We start from the raw sequence: 20,605 nt of genomic DNA on the forward strand, positions 1-20,605 counted from the left end.
CACTCTTTTTTACAATTTCAAGTAAATATATTTACATAAATATGAAAAGTTAATTTGAAATATCCAAAAATTGTTTTATGATAAGGGAGGTAAGACTTCTTGAGGAAGGACTGGTGAACCATGACAGATTCAGATAAATGGTTATCCACCCGCTTCTTATATACACGCGACGCACGACTGTTTGCAGAGATTGAGGTCATCGAGCTCGACCCATCACACTATAAGTTTGTGATTCATCCGACACCGCTTGGCGCCGGGGAATCTCCTTATATGCGACAAGGTCCCCTCGACTCAGGTCATCTCCCCTCTGCCTTTTCTGATGTGAGTCACGTGTATACGAGACAGCTGGATTGCTTACGTGCCGCGACACGTCTCGTCTCTTCGATTGGACCAGCTCGCTTTACAACACATTGACCAAAAGAACGGAGTCGCAACCATGCGACTCCGTTCTTTATTATTGCTTCGACAATTTGGCGATGATTGGAATCGGTTGATTGATTCCTTCATATTTTGCTCGCAGAACAATTAAGTGGTCTTGCTGACTACGTTTAATCGTCACGTTATACCCTTGAATCGTCACGAGGTCTGGATGCGAGCTTTCCCAGTTCGTAATACTCTTCGCTCCGATTCCAAGCAAACCGCCATACTGTGATGGGAGAGTTGCACTTTGAGAGTTTCCTCCGAGCGCATTGACGACCGGATTGACAATCGTTCCAAGTGTGTCGAGTAACCCACCGAGTAGACCTGTATCAACGTCTTGCGTCGACATATTCATGATTTGGGTCGTGCTCGCATTCTCAACAGATAACGTAAATGGTGAAACGATGTCGGTCTCACGAACATCCCCCGCACTTGTCATCAGCGCCGGATTGCTTGATGTCCATGTGAGCGAAGAACCATTCAAGCTCGTTGGTAACGACAAGTCAAATACCGGATACAGCGTTCCAAATGTCGACTTGATTTTCGTCACATCGTCTGCTAATACCAACTGAACATTTGCAGCAACCGATCCATTGAATGTCTTCGTCCGTGTCAATCCACTCTTCGTGACGGAAGCCGTCAAGATGAATGGTTTCGACTCGGTCGGATCTTGTTGAATCACGCCGGTGTTCGAGATGATCACAGGCTGATTCGAGGACCAACTGACATTGATTCCATTCGATGCCGACGGGAGTGAGATGTTGGTCGACAAGTTAATGAGATTCCCAAGATTGATGGCATTCAAAGCTGCATCAAGCTCAGCCGTTAAAGCCACATCATCTTTCGGTACCATGAGGTTCGAGAACGTGCGTGATTTCGTCACACCGTCTTTCGTCGCATTGACCGTGATCGACACCGTTTGATCGGTCGTACCTCGCGTGACGACCCCTCCGTTCGAGACGACCGCTGGATTCGATGAGGATAGCGTCGCCGTTCCGTCTGTGAATGGTGGTAAGATGATATTCGCCGTCAAAGGGCTCGTGATGGACAGGCCTGCCAAGTAGTCGTCTACCTCCCCTTCAGTTCCGCCTTCTTTCTTCGGTACGATCAGGCCGAGGAAGATTTTCGTCTTGGTCACCCCATCTTTTGTCACCGTCACGACGAGTGAGACGGATTGATCCGTCGTGCCGCGCGTGACGATCCCTCCGTTCGTGATGACCGCTTGATTCGAAGAAGTCAGCGTCACCGTCGCTCCAGCGAGTGGAGGGAGTGTGATGTTTGCAGTTACCGGACTCGAAATGACGAGTCGGTTCAAGTAATCATCGATGAGACTTTCCGCCGATGCATCTTTCTTCGGTACGAGGATATTCGGGAAGGACTTCGTCCGCACCACTGAATTTTTCGTCGCTTTTACGGTCAAATTCACATACACATCTTGGTCACCTCGTGTGACGACACCTGATGAGGAGACGACGGATGGATTGCTCGAGTCAATCGAGAAGACGACACCTGGATAAGAAGGTAATTCAATGTTTTTAATGAGTGGATTATCGATTTGAATGCTGTTTAAAAAAAGGTCGAGCTCTTCCTCATCCGTCTGGGAGCGTTTTGGAATCAAGATGTTGTTATATGTGATGGATTCTGTGATTTCTCCGCGCTTTGCTTGAATCGTGAACGTCACAAGCGTATCATTCGTGTCTCTTGTCACTTTACCAGCACTCGACAAAGCATCGTTGTTTGAATCAATCGAGAACGTCACACCATCAATTTGCGGGAAGACGATGTCCTGCAGTAACGGATTTGTCACGTGAATGTTTAACAGGAGTCCCTTCAATAGGTTACGGACATCTGTTTCAGTATCACCAGGGACTTGTCCACCTTTTAACGTCACGACAACAGGAGAAGTCCGTTTGACCCCCGACTGAACATACATGTTATATGACGCAGCTTTAAGCGGAAGCGATGCCACTTTGTAAGAACCATCTCGTTCAGGATAAATCAACTTTTTATACTGTACTTTGGTTTCTCGGTTTTCAGCAATCAAGTAGTGCCGTACACCTCGCGCAGGATAATGAATTTTTCCTATAGCTTGGATTTGTTCATTGTTTGTCAAAATTGAAAAGACAGGTTGGGTCAAATGAACATCACGAACAACAAGTTTCGCTTTCCCGCTGAAGAATAAGTTTAATCCGCGAGCCTTATAGCTGACCATCCTGGTTCCGAGCTTACTTGTATAAGCAGGACCCCATTCCAATTTGTAAGTGGAACGTTGGCCATTCGCAAAATAAGCAGTTAACTTGGTCGGCAAATTCGCCTCTTGGCCTTTTCCAACCGTACGAATCACCGGTGTTGAAATCTTGACCGGATAGTTCTTCACTCTTACATACCAGACTGCTTTTTTACTTGTTCCTTGAACACTTCCAACGACGCGTTGGGTTCGGTTCAAATACTCTTTTTGAAAACTGACTTTTGACCATTTCACCGTTCGATAAGCATATCGTCCATTGGATAATTTGACTTTTACGCTTTTTGGATAGGTGAATTTTTTAGCCGCATACGTCACTCCTCCATAATGGGTATACGATTTTGGAGAAAACACGTGCTGTACGGATGATGAACTTGCTTCAACTCCAGATCCCGGTACGACAGTGAATCCGACCAATAAGAAAAAACACAAAAAAAGGGCAACGACTTTTTTCATTCATGCATCCTCCTTCATAAAAAAAATGACGACAGGTGTACATGATGTGCGTGCCTCTAAGTTGATAGTAAAATGTACCCCAAAAACGAATATATTATGTAAATTTTGTAATATAAGTGGTACTAAAGTAACATTATAAATACTTATTTTTACTATTGTGGATACATAATACTTTCGGTGTTATATGTCATTCGACCAAACCTGAAATTCGCTATATTCAAAAAGAGAACTTCTGATGTGAAGTTCTCTTTCGCCATATTTATTCCGTAGCATCGGACAATCGCTGTATGGTTAGTCGTAACTGACTGATTTCAGCAGACTGCTCCGCTTGAATTGCTTGAAGTTCATCAAGGAGTCGCTTCGTTGCCTCGAGCTCCTCACGCATGACATCGAGTCGTTGCTCTCGATTCGTCAATTTCCAAGAACAAATCCTGTTTGCGCGACGGACATGAAGTTCATCATAACGAACGTGCGGATAACGATGAACCAAATCGATTGCCTCGACCCCTTCTTGTCTCACGTCTTCAAGCAGACTAAGGAGAAGCAGTTGAGCACCTTGATCCCGAAAATGTTCATCAACGAGTGAAGTCGAGAAACGCCCAAGCTCTTGCCTCGTTGTCTCATCCATCAATTCGAGAATCGCATCACCGATTTGTCCAGATGTATATCCATCGTACTTCGTCCCGATACCACCGAAATTCGTACTCGCGATATCGTTCCACGTCGAAGGTGTGACCAATCCTTGATAGCTTTTACTACCGACAGCAATCGTTGGCTTCCCGACTGCCATCCCTTCAAGGGCAGAGCGCCCTGGGGCGATGATGAAATCGGCACGACGCATCGCTTCGGGTAAATCGTCCTGTTCGACCCAACCGAGCCACTTTATCGTTTGACTGGTCCCTTCAAGCGCTTCCTCATAACGTGATGCATATTTTTCCCGTTGTGTCCCGTCCCCGACAACGATCCAGTCAATCGGTAGAGACCGGACCCGCTCGTCTTCTAGCGCGTCTAAGAAGACGTCTAAAATAAACAGTTTGTCCGCATCGAGTCGTGAAGTGAATAGGCCCGTCACGCGTTCTGACGACACGCTCGTCGCATCAGGCACGAATGCATCATCGACTCCATTCGGGATGACGGTGAGTTTTGATTCGATGGCGGGACAATGCTCCACGAGATAGGTCGCAATCTGTTCAGAGACGGCAATCACACGCGAGACACTCGAATGATATTGCTCGATTTCATCATAATACATCCCATGGATGACGAGGACGAACGGGATCGCCTTTGATTCTGCTATTGCGAGCCCAAGTTGACGTGAATCAAACGGATGGGCATACACAATATCAAATGATTTTCCCATGATCTCATCAATCACACGCTGAACGTCTTCAATCGAATAGTCTGTACGAGTCACCTTACCACCGAGCCGCTCTACCTCATCCGCAAAAGGACCTGGTTTACATACTACGGTGACGTGATGGTTTTCTCGGATAAATGCTTTTACAGATGAAAGAATATGTCGATGAAGTCCACCCATTGCTGAGTGAAAAAATACCGGTAGCAATATGTTCATGTTGCGCACCTGCCTTTTATATACAATCGACTTATTCGCTTAAAGCCCTCGTTGATACATGGAACCAAGACCACGAATGCGGTCGTTATGAACGAATAATACTGCATCTACGTCATTCTCTTTTGCATAGTCGGCAATGCTGACATCATAGTCATCGAAGTAACGGACATCTAATGCCGATACCGTTCCAAACGATTCCCCAAGATATCCAAGTACCGGGTTTGCATATGAATCTTTCAGAACAAGAAGATGGTAGTCATTCTTAGGGTTCTTCTGCGTGATTTTTGCTTGGGCATAGTTATCACCCATGAAGATGTTGTAATAGTTTGTGAACTTCGATGCATTTTTTAAAACATCTTTATCGAGAACTGGATGTCCACAATCATCACCATTCCGACAAACAGTCGTCGTGAATCCATCTTTTGGTTCCAAATACGTAAACGTATCTGCCGATTCCACGTAAGGCATGGAGATTTCTCGGGCATGAGACCCATAGAACGGACCATCGACCGTCTTCGTCTCCATTTGCTCGGCTGTCAGCACAGGCGCATCCGGGAACTGCTCGCGTAGGCGGTCCATGATTTGACCGTATGCGAGAAACGCCCCTTCTGGTCGCCAGTGGTGGTCGGTTTTAAAGTAAATCTCTTTAGCCGTTTTGTCCCCGAGTGTCTCTTCTAAATCAATGAGTGGAATTTCATTATCTTTTAGACGTTCGTGAAGTTGTCCTCGGTTTTGTGCATCCGCTGACTCGATGTAAGCCGGAAAAATTCCTTGTCTTGTTGCATAGACTGGTTTACTCGGTGCTGATGCAAAATAAGAGGGAATCTCTGCTTCATCCATCTCTTGTTTAAACTTTTTAAAGAACACACCAAGTGACGAATAGTCACTTGCTACAGGATCTGGTGAATATAAAAATTCATCGATACTGATGACACCATTATTCATTTGTTGTTGAAGAACATTGCGCTGTACCCAAGCCTGTGTCTCAATCCACAGATATCGTTCGAAGACCTGGTCATTCGCCGATGCTTCAACGCCCTCCATATACGAGCCATCCATGATTGTCTCGACAGTAGGCTCCGGACGTTGTGCCAACATTCGACCCTCACTATCCGAGCGAGCCTGTTCTGTCCCAAACGCATAGACGGCTAGTCCATAAAAAAGTGTACCAAGGAAGCCAATCAACATTATACTGTTGACCACCCAAGAGATTCGTCGTTCTTTCGAACGGACTTGTTCACTTTTGGTTTGTTGTATCATGATCAGCCCTCCTTAGAACCTGAAGTAAATGAATGGATTAAATGTACTCGAAACAACATAAGAAATCGATACTGCAAAGATGAGCAAGATGTAGACCGCACGCATCAAGCCGGCACTCATCGCAAGAACTGGACGATCTACACTCACTTCATGGCGCAAGAAATGTGCAACAAGTAATTTCGGAATCGGTGTCGCGGCAATCATTGCCAAGACAAGCACAGCGCCGTATTGAACGAGATAGAAGTAAGCGGTTTGGTCAAACACTTCCCCACCGTGCAAGCCAAACATGACTTGAAGATATTCTGTCGCATACGTGAAGTTATCGGCACGGAAGAATACCCAACCGATGACGACGATGAATAGCGTGAATGCGTGCGCCAGCCACGCCGGCCATGCTGCAAGCCATTTCCCAAGGAATGCTCGTTCCAGCATGATGAAGATTCCATAGTAAAGTCCCCATGCGATGAATGTCCAGCTCGCTCCATGCCAAACTCCCGTCAATAACCAAACGACAGTCAAGTTACGGTATGTCTTCCAAGGACCTTGTCGATTTCCGCCGAGCGGGATGTATACGTAGTCCCGGAACCAGCTTCCGAGCGAGATGTGCCAACGACGCCAAAACTCAGACACCGATTTTGAAATATACGGATAATTAAAGTTCTCAAGGAAATGGAACCCAAACATCCGACCAAGACCGATCGCCATATCCGAATAACCGGAGAAATCAAAGTAAATTTGGAGCGAGTAGGCAATGATTCCAATCCAAGCGAGTGTCGTCGACAAGTCCCCTGCCGATTGACTAAACACTTGATCGGCCACATAACCGCAACTATTGGCCAAAATCATTTTCTTGCCTAGACCGATGACGAATCGTTGAATCCCCGAGACGAAGTCATCGACTGTCTCACGGCGGTCCACAATCTCATCTGCCACCGTTTGATAGCGGACGATTGGTCCGGCAATCAACTGCGGGAAGAACGAGACATAAAGTGCCAAGTCAAACAAGTTCTTCTGGAGTCGTCCATCGTTCCGATACACGTCGATGACATAACTCATTGCTTGGAACGTGAAAAACGAAATCCCGAGTGGAAGTGGAATCTCCGGGTCATTCAATGAGAAGCCGAATACCGAGTTGACGTTCTCAACGAAGAAGCTCGCATATTTGAAGACGCCGAGCATCCCGAGGTTACCGAGAAGCATAAGTACCATCGTCCACTTTATTTTCTTCGCATCGTCACGATATTTGTCGACCATGAAACCGAACGCATAGTTCATGACAATGGAAGCGAGCATAATGAGTACAAAGCGTGGCTCACCCCAAGCATAGAAGAACAAACTTGAGACAAGTAAAATCGTATTTTTTAACCAGCGTGGTGACACAAAATACAGCAACAACACGACCGGTAAGAAATAAAATAAGAATACTGTGGAACTAAATAACATACCGTATGGTCCCTTTCTCCCTTAAGACTTATTCCGCGTTTAACGGAATGTCACATAGAGGTCATCGAAACGTACTGTGATTGGATCGAGTGTCTCAACGATGTATTTATAAGACATCTTAAAATACTTGGCTCCATCCATCTGTTTGACAACTTCTTTGACGGGGTTCTCCCCTGGGTTCAATGTGAGCATAAAGCGTTTATTCGATAAACGCTCCTCGTCTGAATACTGCATAACGTACAATTCCAGTCGGATGGCGCGGTCGCCTTCGACATAAACGGATGTGTTGACCTCCATCTCTTCCCCTTCATCCATTTTGGCGTCTGCCAAAAAGATTTTCGATGGAGGAATTTCAAATTTCAAATCAAACAACTGTACATAAATCGAATCCTTAAGCGATTGAGGCAAAAACGTAACCTCTGTTTTGTACTCTTCTTCGCGCATCGACATATGGTTCTTGTGTGGTCCACGCGGATAATAATGGTAAATCGCAGGACGAATTCGCTTCGTTGACATATAAGCACCTCCGAATCATTAGGTTGATGATATAGAAAAGAGTTGCTGTGCCGGGCACAAAACAACTCTATTCGTTTTCATTTAGTTGGCAAGGATAGCATCGACGATTCGACGTGACGCCTCACCATCACCGTAGGGGTTCGATGCTTGTGACATCGCTTTATATGCCGCTTCGTCAGACAAGAGCTCGTCCGCGAGTGAGAAGATGTTCTCTTCTTCGATTCCTGCGAGTTTGAGCGTTCCTGCCGCTACACCTTCTGGACGTTCTGTCGTGTCTCGAAGGACAAGGACAGGTACACCGAGAGATGGTGCTTCTTCTTGAACGCCACCTGAATCCGTTAAGATCAAGTGCGATGTCGCTGCATAGTTGTGGAAGTCGAAGACGTCGAGTGGTTCGATCAAATGAACACGTTCGACATCGTGAAGAATCTCGTTAGCGAGTTCACGAACGACAGGGTTCATGTGGACCGGATACACGACTTCGATATCGTCATACTTCTCGATCAAGCGACGAACCGCGCGGAACATGTTACGCATCGGCTCACCCAAGTTCTCACGACGGTGCGCCGTCAACATGACGAGACGACGACCTTGCGAACGGATGCTATCGAGCAATTCACTCGCATAGTCGTCACGTACTGTCGTTTTGAGTGCATCGATTGCCGTGTTCCCTGTGACGAAGATCGTCTCTTCATTCTTGCCTTCACGAAGGAGGTTGTCACGCGACGTTTCTGTCGGTGCGAAATGAAGGTCAGCCATGACACCCGTCAATTGGCGGTTCATCTCTTCCGGGAATGGTGAATATTTGTTGTGTGTGCGCAGGCCAGCCTCAACGTGACCGACTGCGACTTGGTTGTAGAAAGCTGCGAGTGATGCCGCGAATGTCGTCGTTGTGTCCCCGTGGACCAAGACGATGTCTGGTTTCGTTTCAGCGATGACTTCGCCCATCCCTTTCAATACGCGTGATGTGACATCATAAAGCGTCTGCTTGTCTTTCATGATGTCGAGATCGTAGTCCGGTTTGATTTCGAACAGCTCGAGCACTTGGTCAAGCATTTGACGGTGCTGTGCTGTGACGACAACAATCGGCTCTACCCCTTCACGTTTTTTCAACTCAAGTACGAGTGGTGCCATTTTGATGGCTTCTGGTCGCGTCCCAAAGACGGTCATGACTTTTTTCATAGGTCGTTTCGCACGGTCTACTTTCGCCGTGCTTCCTCCTCCCAATTGCTCACGCTTCGTTCGATACTGCGACCGACGAATGGCGTGTTTGTAGTTGTTCTTCTGTCAAAGGCGGTAAGATATACGTCTCCCCGAGCTCTGTCGCATCGACGACCGTCGTACGACGTTTGAGCTTATCGGCTTTGAACGAATCTTGCTGTTCTTTTGACAAGTTGCGGAACCATTTCAAAAACTTGTTGTACTCCCCAACGACTTCATTGACCGGTCCATACTCGCGCACTTCTCCAAACTCAAGCCAAAGGCCGAGCGTACAGAATTGGCGGACTTGTGAGACCGAGTGGCTGATGAAGAAGATTGTCTTCCCTTGATCTTTAAACTCGTTCATCTTAGCGAGACACTTGTCGGTGAACGTTTGGTCCCCGACTGAGAGTGCCTCATCGATGACGAGAATATCAGGGTCGACATTGATCGAGATGGCGAATCCGAGACGAGACTTCATCCCGCTCGAGTACGTCTTGACCGGTTGATTGATAAAGTCACCGATGTCAGCGAATTCAATGATCGCCGGTGTCAAATCGATAATCTCCTGTTTCGTCATCCCGAGCATCAAGCCTTTGAGCTCGATGTTCTCGAGCCCTGTCAAGTTGCCGTTCAAACCAGAAGAAATCGCGATCAACGCCGTCTTCCCGTGAAGTTCGATTTTCCCGTGGGTCGGTGGCATCACATCAGCCAGCAAGTTCGACATCGTCGACTTCCCTGACCCGTTGATGCCGATAATCCCGACCACTTCTCCAGGCGGAACTTCAAACGAGACATTACGGAGCGCATAAAACTGTTTGCCCCCTGCTTTACTAAAGAAGATTTCCTTCAGCTTGTCAGACGGTTTGTTATAAAGCGTATATCGTTTCGATACGTTTTCAAATTTAACCTGGTACATAAGGTCCTCCTCAAATGTAATCGATGAAGTGTCGACGGAAGCGCAAATGAATCATCGACCCGACGAAGAAGAGAACAATGACAACGACCCAATAGTAGAGACCGTAAGCCCAGTTATTCGCCAACCAGTCGGTTCCGAGGAACATCGACCGATATCCTTCGATTAAATAGTAGAGCGGGTTGATTTGTAGGATATTCGCAAGCTTCGCCGGCGGAATCCAAAAGATTGGTGTCAAATACATCAACATCCGCATCATCGACTGAAGAAGGTTTTGAATGTCACGCACAATCGTTGTGAGCGCAGACGTAATCAAGGCGAGTGAGTACAGTAGTGCGAGTGCACTAAACGCCAAGTAGATAAACCATAAAGAATGCAGCCCCATCGGGAATCCGAATGCCCACATCAAGATAAACGATACACCGACTAACGCCACGTGGCGATAGAAGAGTGCGAGCAAGACGTATGCCGGAATCGTCGAGATTGGGAAGCTCATTTTGGAGACCATGCCGATTTTCGAATAGACGGACCGGGCCGTCGAAGTGATCGCCGCGGCTACGAAGAACCAGACGACAATCCCTGCGACCAACCATGGCAGAAACGGCACGCCGTCAACCGGCCTGCCGCTCCGAATACCAAATCCAAATACGAACCAATATACTCCAATCTGCAATAACGGTGTCACGAACTCCCATAAAAATCCGAGGTACTGCATCGAGTTGTTACTTCGCGTCTCATATGTGGCGAGACGGAAAATCAAGTACAAGCTCGACTTTAGCTCTGAAAGAATAGCTTTCGCGGATTTAAACATGTTCATTCACCTGAATCAAAGAACGAGATTCGTTTCCTTTGTATATTTATAGAGGTTGCCGTAGTTGACGACCGCTACGTCTTCACCTTCTGGTTTCACGATGTTGCGAGTGTCGAAGATCATCGGACGGCGCATCGTTGACTTGAGCTCCGCGAAGTCGAGGACTTTGAACTCGTTGTGGTCAACTAATACGAGGACGAGGTCCGCGTCTTTGAGTGCTTCTTCTTTTGAAACGAGCTCGAAACGGCTTGATGTTGATTTTTCAACGTGTGAATCGTGAACCGAGATGTTCACGCCACGGTCAAGCAAGATTTCAGCGATCTCAACCGCTGGGCTCTCACGCATGTCATCGACGTTTCCTTTGTATGTCACACCAAAGACAGCGACTTTCGCGTCTTCGATTCCTGCAGTCAACTTCTGAACGTTGTCTGCAACGTAGTGTGGCATCGAGACGTTCGTCTCACGTGACAAGTTGATGATTTTCGCAAGGTCAGGAGACTTCGCGACGATGAAGTAAGGGTCGACCGCGAGGCAGTGTCCACCGACACCAGGACCTGGGCTGTGCAAGTTGACACGTGGGTGTTTGTTCGCCATTTCGATGACGTCAAGTACGTTGATGTCAAGGTCGTTACAAACTTTTGCAAGTTCGTTCGCGAGTGCAATGTTGACGTCACGGAACGTGTTTTCCATGAGTTTCGACATTTCTGCCGTCTTCGCATCCGTTTTCACGATTTCGCCTTCAACGAATGTACCGTAGACGCGTGCGCCTGCTTCTGCACATTCTGTCGTGATTCCACCGACGATGCGGTTGTTGTGCACGAGTTCATGAAGGATTTGTCCAGGCAATACGCGCTCTGGGCAGTGTACGAGGAAGATATCTTCACCGACAGTGAACCCAGCTTCTTCAACGAGTGGTTTGACGAAGTCGTCCATCGTACGTGGTGCGATTGTCGACTCGACGATGATGACGTTGCCTTTTTCAACGAATGGCAACACTTTGCGTGTCGCATCCAAGACGTACGTCAAGTCACATGATTTGTGCTCATCGTCGTTGTTTGGTGTTGGCACCGCGATGATGAAGGCATCTGCTTTCTCTGGTGAGAGTGATGCACGGAACTTCCCTTTTGCCACGACGTCTGCGACCATTTCGCCGAGACCTGGCTCTTCAATGTGGATCTCTCCACGGTTCAATTTATCAACAACATGTTGTGAGATATCGACTCCGACGACGTCGACGCCATAGTTCGCAAAGACAGCCGATGTCGGTAATCCGATATATCCAAGACCTACTGTACATACTTTCATTGTGTGGTAACCTCCAAATGTTTTGACGCGCTTTTTAAATAGCGCATTGTCCATCATTTTATTTCACATTCGATAATAAAACAATACTCATTATACTCTTGAACAATTCTTTGGTGCAATTACATTTTCATGACAATGTCGTCGCAAATTGCTCGTGTGTTTTGCCTGAAATGATTTGTTCCATCTCTTGATAAAGACGATCGAGCGCAAAATGTTTACGAGCGTATGCCTTATAGGCTTTCACGTCCGTCATCAACTTCTCGGTATCTTCTTTATAAGAGAGGATCGTATTGACAAATTCCATCGTGTCCGTGACGAGCAATTCGTCCGGGTAAATCGTCTCCGCGCCCGTCCAGTGACGGATGAGCGGATAAGACCCTGCAGCCATCGCTTCGGCCGGCGCGAGGTGGAAGCTCTCCAAGTCACTCGTCGAGAAGACGAAGCCAATCGATTGGAGCCATGTGTCGACATCGTTTCCGTGTCCATCAAAATGGACGTGGTCGCGAAGATCCGACTCCTCGATGCGCTTCAGTAACGCCTCGTAGTACGCACTCTCCTCTTCACGTTTTCCAATCCAATAGACATCTTTTGGATGGTGCCCCTTGAAGTGGAGCTGGTATCGTTTGTCCGTCTTCAGCAACTCTTCGAGCACGTCGAGCGCCAGATCCGGACGCTTCAGTTTCGGGTTCATGCCGATCATACCGAGACGGAACGTCAAGTCGTCCGCTTGTTTCGGTTTGTCGAGTTTATCCGCATCGACGGCGTTATAGATCACGGTCATCTGGTGACGCGGAATCCCAAAGAGACGGTGCATCTCTTCTAACATATACGGCGAGACGAGGATGATGCGGTCGATATTGTCGAGCGCATATTCCCGTGGAAATGGTGTCTCTTTTTCCTGACGATGAATCCGAACGATGAGACGCTGATGCGGCAACTTATGTTGCGAGTACCAGACGGCGTTGCCGAGTCCCCATTCACAGAAAATGACGTCCGCTTGCGCGAGACATGCCTTACTGTGATTCACATCATGAATCTTGTGTCCGTCCCACTGATCGACGAGGACACGATAGCGCGGATCGGCCTCGAAGCGCTCCATGAACATGCGGATAAACTTCAAGTCGTGCCCGGCGAAGAGGATGGTCGTCTTCTGCATCTCCCAGATGGCGTCGTGCAGACGTTCAAACGTACTCGCGAACGTGTAGTTTTTCGCCATATTGTACAGACGTTCTGCCGCATCCTTATAAATGGCCGGATGCGTGAAGGCGAGCTCGACCTTTTCGACGAACTCATCTTCCGAGTTGACGAAGAGCGGGTAGCTCGACCCGAGCAGCATCTCGTGCATCTTGTTACGGTTAAGGAGGACCGGTTTCCCGAGTGCCCCGTATTCGAGGAGCTTTGTCGACAACTCGAGGCTGTCGTCAAGGTCCGGGTGACGCCACGAAATCCCGATATCGCTCTCTTCGATGAGCGTCTCGACGTCCGCACGCGGGATGCCTTTCAACCAGTGAATCCCCTCATCTGTCTGGAGACGATGTGTCACTTCTTTTCGGAAGTTCGGGTTATTCGGGTCTTGGTTGAACTTGTCACCCGCCACCTTCAACTCGACGTCCGGTATCCGAACCCGTACTTTCTCGAGTGCATCGAGAATCTCAGCCGAGTACCAAAGTGGCGCGAACTTTCCTGTATAGACGAGACGTTTCGCCTGACGCTTAAACGTCGGCGTCGCTTCGCGCATATTCGGAATCATCGGGTTCAAGATGAGGAACGGCTTCGGCGTCTGTAAAAACGTCTCGAAGTACGCCTTCATCTCCGCTGTCTGACAAAGCATGCGAGCCGAACGGTCCGCAATCTTCTTCAGACGTGCCAACTCTTCCTGTGACGCCGACGACGAATCATGCGTGAAATCTGTGAGATACGTCCACGTCTTTTTCATCGTATGTTCATAATCCGAGAGCGCATAAGCGAGCTGGAAGCCGCGGATGAACGTCATGTCGTACTGTTTCGTCTCGACGAGCTCGTGAATGAGTTGGGCCGCCTCTTCCGGCTGGAGCACCTTCTTCTCATAATACGGCTCGTCTTTTTTCGTCGAGTCTTCCGTGAAGACGTCGATGAAGTTGACGCGGGCGAGCTGTTTGATTGACGCCGTCACTTCCGGTTTCACGATCGAGCGCTTCAAGAGCACGTCGACCTCGATGTTCGGATCTTGGTTCAACATATGCACGACCGACGTGAGCCAGATGGCCGACCCGTCGATCAAGTTTAAATTGACGTCCCCGTATACGAGGATCCGTAGCGGTTGCTTCGTCATAATGTTACCTCCTGAAGGTCCGCTTCATCCATGGCGGCACCGGCTTTCACGTATTGATACGGGTCGACACTGAAGATGCGTTTACCCGAACGGGCGAGCTCATTCAAGCTCTCGTCCGCTTCAAAGAGGTGAAGCGCCTCCTCGACCGTATAGAAACGGAGTGCCGATGGTTGCACGATGGAGCGAGACGGTGTCGCGTCAAACACGTAACGATACGATTCATCGTGATCTTGTTTGGCAAGCTTGCCGTCATACGTATAGTAATCCTCTTTCGTGAGAATGTCCGCTTCCGCATAGCGTGCCGCGAGCAGATAATCGCTCAAGTAGTTCGGACCGTAATAATCGTCCGACTTCAAGTGGGCGACCCAATCGTACGATTCGACCATCTCCGTGAACGACGTGTAGTGCGTCAAATAGCTGCGCATATACGTCGAAATCGACGGCGTGTTGTACGTGTTGTACACATCGATGTGATCGTCGAACTTATCGAGGAACATCATGAGGTGTTTATGCTCATAGTGCTGTGCCTCGAACTGGGCGACGACACGTTCTGCCTCTTCGCGCGACTTGATGAAGGCGACAACAGCAATCTTTTCATGGTCGACACGGTACGGGATGCCGACGTCCTGGACGATCTTCGCCAGACGTTGCGTATACGTGTGATACGTCAAGACGTGACGCATCCCGCGCATCGCGATGTCCTCATAGAACGAGTCATCCGTCATCAAGCGGCGGAACGTCTCGTCTAAGTCAGACTCCCCATCATCGAGGAAGACGTAATCGCCAAGCATGGCGTCGACTCCGACCGAACGGGTGCTGACGACCGGTGTCGCACATGCGAGCCCTTCAAAGACACGACGGGAGAACATCGTCGGTGAATCGTTGACCGAGTTGACGTTCAACATCACTTTATACCCTTTATACGCCTTGGCAATCTGGTTGTATTTCAAACTACCACGAATGGCGTGACGGAACTGTTCTGGGAACTGGAGCTGGTCGCTCTCTCCACGTTGGTTGACCGCATAGTTTCGGTCATAAATCGCTAGACCATATTTGTCCGCCGCCGCGAACAAGCGGTCCATGTCGGCTTTCCGCGATTCGTGACGATTCGCATAATACGAACCGGCGAAGCACGCATATGGTTCACGTGTCCCCGGGAGACGAATCGGGTTATGTTCTTTCGGCTGAGCCGCGAACGGTAACGCATCGACCCGGTCATGACCGCAATCCTCTTTATAGTTCGGGACACGGTTCATGTCGGTCGTATACACATAGTCGAATCGCTTCGCCGTCTCGATGAAACGGTCGTAGTGAATCGGGTCCTCTTTGTTCCAGAAGACGGTCGGGATGTTGTGATAACGGCACCAAGCGAGGAGTGCGTCGAGCTCTTCCCACGTGTTCGTGCCGTATTTGACGATTTTCTTCTCCCACGCGCCGGCGTTCCCTTTCCATGCCGATTCGACGACGAGAACGTCCGGTTGCTCATCGAGGAGCACCGTCTTCCAGTTGTCTGGTGTGAACGTGATGAGTTGGCATTCTGGCTTATAGGAAGCCATCGTGAACTCATCAAAGATCGCCGCGACCTTCAGTTCGTGAAGTTCACGCGGAACCGGTGCGAAGAAGCGCGCCTCGCGCACGTCCATCCACGTCGGGTTTTCCGTACCGTCGCTGACGAGTTCCTCGGCCACACGGATGCGGTCGATTCGTGCCTCACCGACACCGTCGACGCGGAGGGCGAAACGAAGGAAGCGGATCCCACGGTCGAAATAGAAGACTTTCTCGCTACCGATTTGAACTTGTTGCATAATCTGACGCTCTGTCGCCGAGTAGGCGATGATATAGAGGACGACGTTCGCCCCTTCATCGGCCACACCGTCGAGCGTGACACGATAGCGACTGTTCGCCTTCACTTCATATGGGAACTCTGTCGGGAGCAATTTGAAACTGTTGTTCATCTCGGCGTACGAGATGTAACGGCGCTGATCGTCCTCGCCTTTCAAATTGACGACGAGTTGGTCATCCCGGCTCTTCAACTTGATGAGGTCCGGTGCAGGAATCGTCCACATGTCCGGTTTGAGCGACAAGACGTCCTCACGACGGACGCTCTTCTCACGAATCATCCCGATGTTCAAGTTCTCGAGCTCTCCTGACCCGCTTACGCGGAGGAAGTAACGGATTGAGCGATGTGACGGTGCGATGCGGACAATTCCACTCAGTCCGAGTGGCACCTCAATCAAACGGTCCTGTCCTGACACCGTGTACGTCGCGATGAATAGCGACGCGTCCGCTGTACCTGTACGGTCTCCTTTCAAATAGAAACGATACAAGTCATCATCCATGTCACCCGTCTCAAAGTCGATGCCACGTTCCGTATCGACGTTCGGCAACGCGACCTCGTCGACACCGTAATGTGTATATTGGTTTCCTTCGGCACGCACAACGAGTGTGTCGCCATCGAAGTGAGCCACCTCACTCTGTGGTTTGAGGGAACGGAGTGATGTTGACGTGAGCGGATAACGGAAGTCAAAGGCATCGAGCGAAATGTTCGCAGCCGTCCCTTCCACTGTCCAAAGCGAAAGTGTGCCGAGCGTGAGCTCTACGAGGCTGAACGCGCCTGCCCCATTGACTTCAAGGTGTGCCCGGACAATTTGTTCACCCATCCCGAGTGTCACATCGACGTGGTCCCCGTCCTGTACGGTGACGTAACGGGTACGTCCCCCTTTGCGAACGACTTCTAACGTCAATGTCGGCATCAAGCCTTCGCGCGATTTGACGCGCATCATGGCTGTGAATGTCTTTTGGCCGGAATCGACCAAGTCGTTCACCGAGATGATGTCACTTTCACGTTTAGGACGATAGGTAAGCGTGACCGCTTCGTCTCCTGAGAAGACGAGGTCCGTCCCTTCGACGTGTACGTATGGTGAACGTGTATACCAGTTCGGTACGACTTCTCGTAGTTGATGCGATTTATTCGGACGCTTCAACACTTTACGACCGAGTCGCTTCGACCGTTGTACCCCAAGGTAAGCGGCGCGACGTGCTTTTTTCTGCCAATCCATCCTCATATCCTCCAAATCATCGATTCTCCCGAATCCGATTCTTTATTTACGAATGCGTCGTGCGACAGCTTGTGCTTTCAAAATGGCTTTACCCGCTTTTGATTGCACGAGGCGACGATACTTCTTGTTCAAAATCTCATATTTATGCTTTAGGTCACGAACCGCCTGTTCTTTCTTCTCAAGCGATTGGACCGTCCATTCGAACGTATAGAGAAGATCCCCATACTTTTGGACGAGGCGGCGATGCTTTTGGCGCAAGAGCCGCTCATCGTGTTTCAGATGACGAATCTCCTCTTCTTGAAGTTTGATTCGCTGTTTCAACAATCCGATTTCTTTTTCCACTTCATTGCTCATGGTCTCACCTCACAAGTATGCGTCAAAATAGAGACGCTTCAATTCTTCTTTTTGTCCTGATTCATATAAGTCGACGAACTGTTTCACAATCGGCGTCTCTAGTTCCATCGGACGATACTGTTCGATGATTTCATAAAGCATTCCGGCGTTGTCGAAAAATTCTTCCGGCTTGCTGCGGCGTAGGAAGACGAGGTACCACATCGAGAAGAACCGTTCGAATCGAGTCGAGCGGTATTGGTCGAGCACGCCTTCGCGAGCGAACGCTTTCGCCCGGGCCGTCTCCCGGATGACACACTTCATAAAGTATTTCTTCGTGATCGTATTGACCGTCGAACCAGCGACGGCCGCGTAATAGTCATGGATCGTCAAGTCGAGCAGGGCGACCCGTTCCGCGCTGAGGAACATCTCTTGGAAGAAGAGCGAGTCTTGTCCGACCGCGCCGATGACCTGTTTCAAATCATGCTTCTGGATGAAGTCTTTTTTGATGACCATCGTCTGAATACTCTGCACCTTGAAGTTATGCTCGAGTAAGTACGCTCTAGGGTCTTCGATGACGCGAACGCCATCTTTCTCAAGGTCTTCGAGCTCGATCATCGCTTCACGGTTCGCAAGCTTCAACATGCTTCCGACAGAGAGGTCGAGCGTGTCATCTTCTTGCATGACACGGAACAGTGCTGCATACCCGTCGTTGACCGCTTCATTATCCGGATCAAGGAAGGCGATGTATGGCGTCGTCGCGAGCTCCACCCCTTTGTTTCGTGGGCGCGAGGCGCTGCCGCTCCCGCCGTCGTTGAACGAGTACGTGTAGACGTTCGGATATTTCCGGACGAGGCGTTCGATATAGCCAATCGTCTCTTGATCCGTCGAACCGTCGTCGACGAGCCAAATCTCCATGTCTTCAAACATCGAGCTTCGGCGAAGACTAGAGAAACATTTGTTATATAGATAGCGACCGTTATTGTAAATCGGGACGATCATCGAAAGCTGATAGTCACCCGGTTCGTTCGGGACGAGCACGTCGTCTGCCGCGAGCAGTTCGAAACGATCGATCGCATAGCCTTGCCCTTCGACACGTTGATTGTCCCGAAGCGTCTCGAGCGACACATGACTAGCCGCGAACATCGTCAAAGCCACGTCAGTATAGTCTTCCACGAACTCATGGATGGTGTCTTGCCCTTTCGTCACGAACGAGACGTCCGTGTACTTGAAGGCATTGACCAAATCCTCTACGTAATAGTCGAGATAGTGATGACGGTCATCGAACACGGTCACAAAATCAGCCGTTCGTAAATCGACTTCCTGTAAATCTGCTTCGGCGACGAAGCGTTTATATGGATACGATTGGCGCTCGAACTGTTCGCGTGTCGCCGTCACATCACCGCGACCGATGACGAGGACGTCACGACGGATTTCATGGTTGATGCCAAGAATAAATAACATCTCACTGAAGCGGTCATACATCGTGTGGTTCGAGAAGATGGTACGGACACCGGACAGCTGATGTTCGAGACGTTCTTCGTCCGATTTGAACATTTCTAAAATCCCTTGTGCATCTAGAGCGCTTGTCGCGATGAACACGTTCGGGAAATCGTTGTTGACGGCGACGTTATAATTCGTCAAGACGAGTTGACCGCGAGCCTGAGCATCATAGATGGCTTGCGCGCTCATCGTCGGACTGTTCTTCACTTCATTGACGTGGAGCACCCAATTCGATGTCTCTTTCAGCTTCTCCATATCCTCAGGGTCCCCATGGACGAGGACGTCTTGAAGCGACTTCGGTGCGAGTGACGCTTTCGACTCATTCGCCTCACGAATCACATAGAGCTCTTTGTTCGCATCGCGAACGCCTTGAGCGAGCGTCTCCAAATCTTTTGCGAACCGTTGGACGGGAAAACGGTTTGTTACGACGACACGGTCTATATTGCCGCGTGTCATCCCGATCGGGTTCACATGAAGCGGGTCGATTCCCGGGCGGATGACGAATACCCGTTCATGCCCAGCTTCTTCTATATATTCCGATACACGCTCCTCATTTGCCGTGAAGATATAATCACATTGCGCTGCAAGTGACGAGAAACGATCGAAGTGATTCGTATCGAGTGTCGTTTCGAAGACGACACGGATGTCCTTTTGTTTCGCCTTGCGAATCAAATTCTCAAGCCAGTGACGAGAGTGCGAACGCGGCGTCCCCATGTGATGGAATGCCGTCGTCTCGTCTTCTGTGAGCGCTGCCGAGATGAGAAGGAAATCAATATCTTCTGTTTCAAGCAACTCTAAAAAACCTGTCACGTTCTCAAAGTAATGGGTGTGACAAAGACGTTCGAGCTCATGTGCCCGCTTGACCGGTCCGACGAACGCAACATGCACATTCGCCTTCTCATAAAAACTGCTCCCGTTCGACTGGATGCGGGTCACATCAAGTTCTGGGAGGCGTTTCCGAGCTACTTCGAGCTCTTCCTGTAATGCGGTTTGTTGTTCCTCGAACAATTTGTCATCTAGACGCGGGCGTTGCGCCTGTCTCGACAAAGAAGGAAGTTCATCTAAGGTAATCAAGTCATCCCCGACTAATGCCTCTTTTCGGTTGACTCGTTCTTTTTCTTCTTTTAACCACGCGATATGCTTTTGCACGTCGCGTAGCGTCGCTTTTACATCCATACGTCCGCTCCACCTTTTTTAAGTAATCAGTATTTCTTCATCTTATCGTATCTTAACAGAGTTACATGTCGGTCGCAATTT

13 protein-coding genes and 1 pseudogene are annotated in these 20,605 nt (G+C 49.1%); 1 reads left to right on the forward strand and 13 read right to left on the reverse strand.

Annotated features, from left to right (window positions below; translation table 11 throughout):
• The first annotated feature begins 120 nt into the window (after nt 1–120).
• Complete coding sequence (locus tag KNO66_RS07880) at nt 121–414, forward strand: hypothetical protein (protein WP_214741899.1); 294 nt, start codon at nt 121–123, stop codon at nt 412–414.
• Nucleotides 415–454: 40 nt separating this feature from the next.
• On the opposite strand, the gene KNO66_RS07885 is transcribed toward KNO66_RS07880, so the two are convergent.
• The 13 genes and pseudogenes from KNO66_RS07885 to KNO66_RS07945 form a co-directional block, all read right to left on the reverse strand.
• Nucleotides 455–3,121, reverse strand: coding sequence for an immunoglobulin-like domain-containing protein (locus tag KNO66_RS07885; protein WP_214741900.1), 2,667 nt, complete (start codon nt 3,119–3,121; stop codon nt 455–457).
• Nucleotides 3,122–3,380: 259 nt separating this feature from the next.
• Nucleotides 3,381–4,694, reverse strand: a complete 1,314-nt coding sequence (locus KNO66_RS07890; RefSeq protein ID WP_214741901.1) for a glycosyltransferase family 4 protein — start codon at nt 4,692–4,694, stop codon at nt 3,381–3,383.
• 39 nt (nt 4,695–4,733) lie between these two features.
• Nucleotides 4,734–5,954 carry a DHHW family protein gene (locus KNO66_RS07895; protein ID WP_214741902.1) on the reverse strand — a complete coding sequence of 407 codons (1,221 nt, stop codon included), beginning with the start codon at nt 5,952–5,954 and terminating at the stop codon, nt 4,734–4,736.
• Nucleotides 5,955–5,966: 12 nt separating this feature from the next.
• Nucleotides 5,967–7,397 carry an MBOAT family O-acyltransferase gene (locus KNO66_RS07900; RefSeq protein ID WP_214741903.1) on the reverse strand — a complete coding sequence of 477 codons (1,431 nt, stop codon included), beginning with the start codon at nt 7,395–7,397 and terminating at the stop codon, nt 5,967–5,969.
• Between the two features lie 39 nt (nt 7,398–7,436).
• Nucleotides 7,437–7,913, reverse strand: coding sequence for a hypothetical protein (locus KNO66_RS07905; RefSeq protein ID WP_214741904.1), 477 nt, complete (start codon nt 7,911–7,913; stop codon nt 7,437–7,439).
• Between the two features lie 81 nt (nt 7,914–7,994).
• Nucleotides 7,995–9,095 (reverse strand): non-hydrolyzing UDP-N-acetylglucosamine 2-epimerase, encoded by a 1,101-nt coding sequence (wecB, locus tag KNO66_RS07910; RefSeq protein WP_214741905.1) that lies wholly within the window; start codon nt 9,093–9,095, stop codon nt 7,995–7,997.
• Nucleotides 9,096–9,258: 163 nt separating this feature from the next.
• Nucleotides 9,259–10,032: pseudogene (gene tagH, locus KNO66_RS07915) on the reverse strand (teichoic acids export ABC transporter ATP-binding subunit TagH); the annotation flags it as partial.
• Nucleotides 10,033–10,042: 10 nt separating this feature from the next.
• Nucleotides 10,043–10,846: an ABC transporter permease gene (locus KNO66_RS07920; RefSeq protein ID WP_214741907.1), complete on the reverse strand. Its 804-nt coding sequence runs from the start codon at nt 10,844–10,846 to the stop codon at nt 10,043–10,045.
• Nucleotides 10,847–10,855: 9 nt separating this feature from the next.
• The gene (locus tag KNO66_RS07925; RefSeq protein ID WP_214741908.1) at nt 10,856–12,145 is read right to left on the reverse strand and encodes a nucleotide sugar dehydrogenase; all 1,290 of its coding nucleotides are present in this window, start codon (nt 12,143–12,145) and stop codon (nt 10,856–10,858) included.
• Between the two features lie 127 nt (nt 12,146–12,272).
• Entirely contained in the window at nt 12,273–14,456 is a 2,184-nt protein-coding gene (locus KNO66_RS07930; RefSeq protein WP_214741909.1) for a glycosyltransferase, read from the reverse strand.
• Nucleotides 14,453–17,515: a CgeB family protein gene (locus tag KNO66_RS07935; protein ID WP_214741910.1), complete on the reverse strand. Its 3,063-nt coding sequence runs from the start codon at nt 17,513–17,515 to the stop codon at nt 14,453–14,455. The genes KNO66_RS07930 and KNO66_RS07935 overlap by 4 nt, the downstream gene beginning before the upstream one ends.
• 42 nt (nt 17,516–17,557) lie before the next feature.
• Nucleotides 17,558–17,869, reverse strand: coding sequence for a hypothetical protein (locus KNO66_RS07940; protein ID WP_214741911.1), 312 nt, complete (start codon nt 17,867–17,869; stop codon nt 17,558–17,560).
• Between the two features lie 9 nt (nt 17,870–17,878).
• Nucleotides 17,879–20,524, reverse strand: a complete 2,646-nt coding sequence (locus KNO66_RS07945) for a glycosyltransferase (RefSeq protein WP_214741912.1) — start codon at nt 20,522–20,524, stop codon at nt 17,879–17,881.
• Nucleotides 20,525–20,605: the final 81 nt, after the last annotated feature.

Source organism: Exiguobacterium sp. s48, assembly GCF_018617395.1.
GTDB lineage: Bacteria > Bacillota > Bacilli > Exiguobacteriales > Exiguobacteriaceae > Exiguobacterium.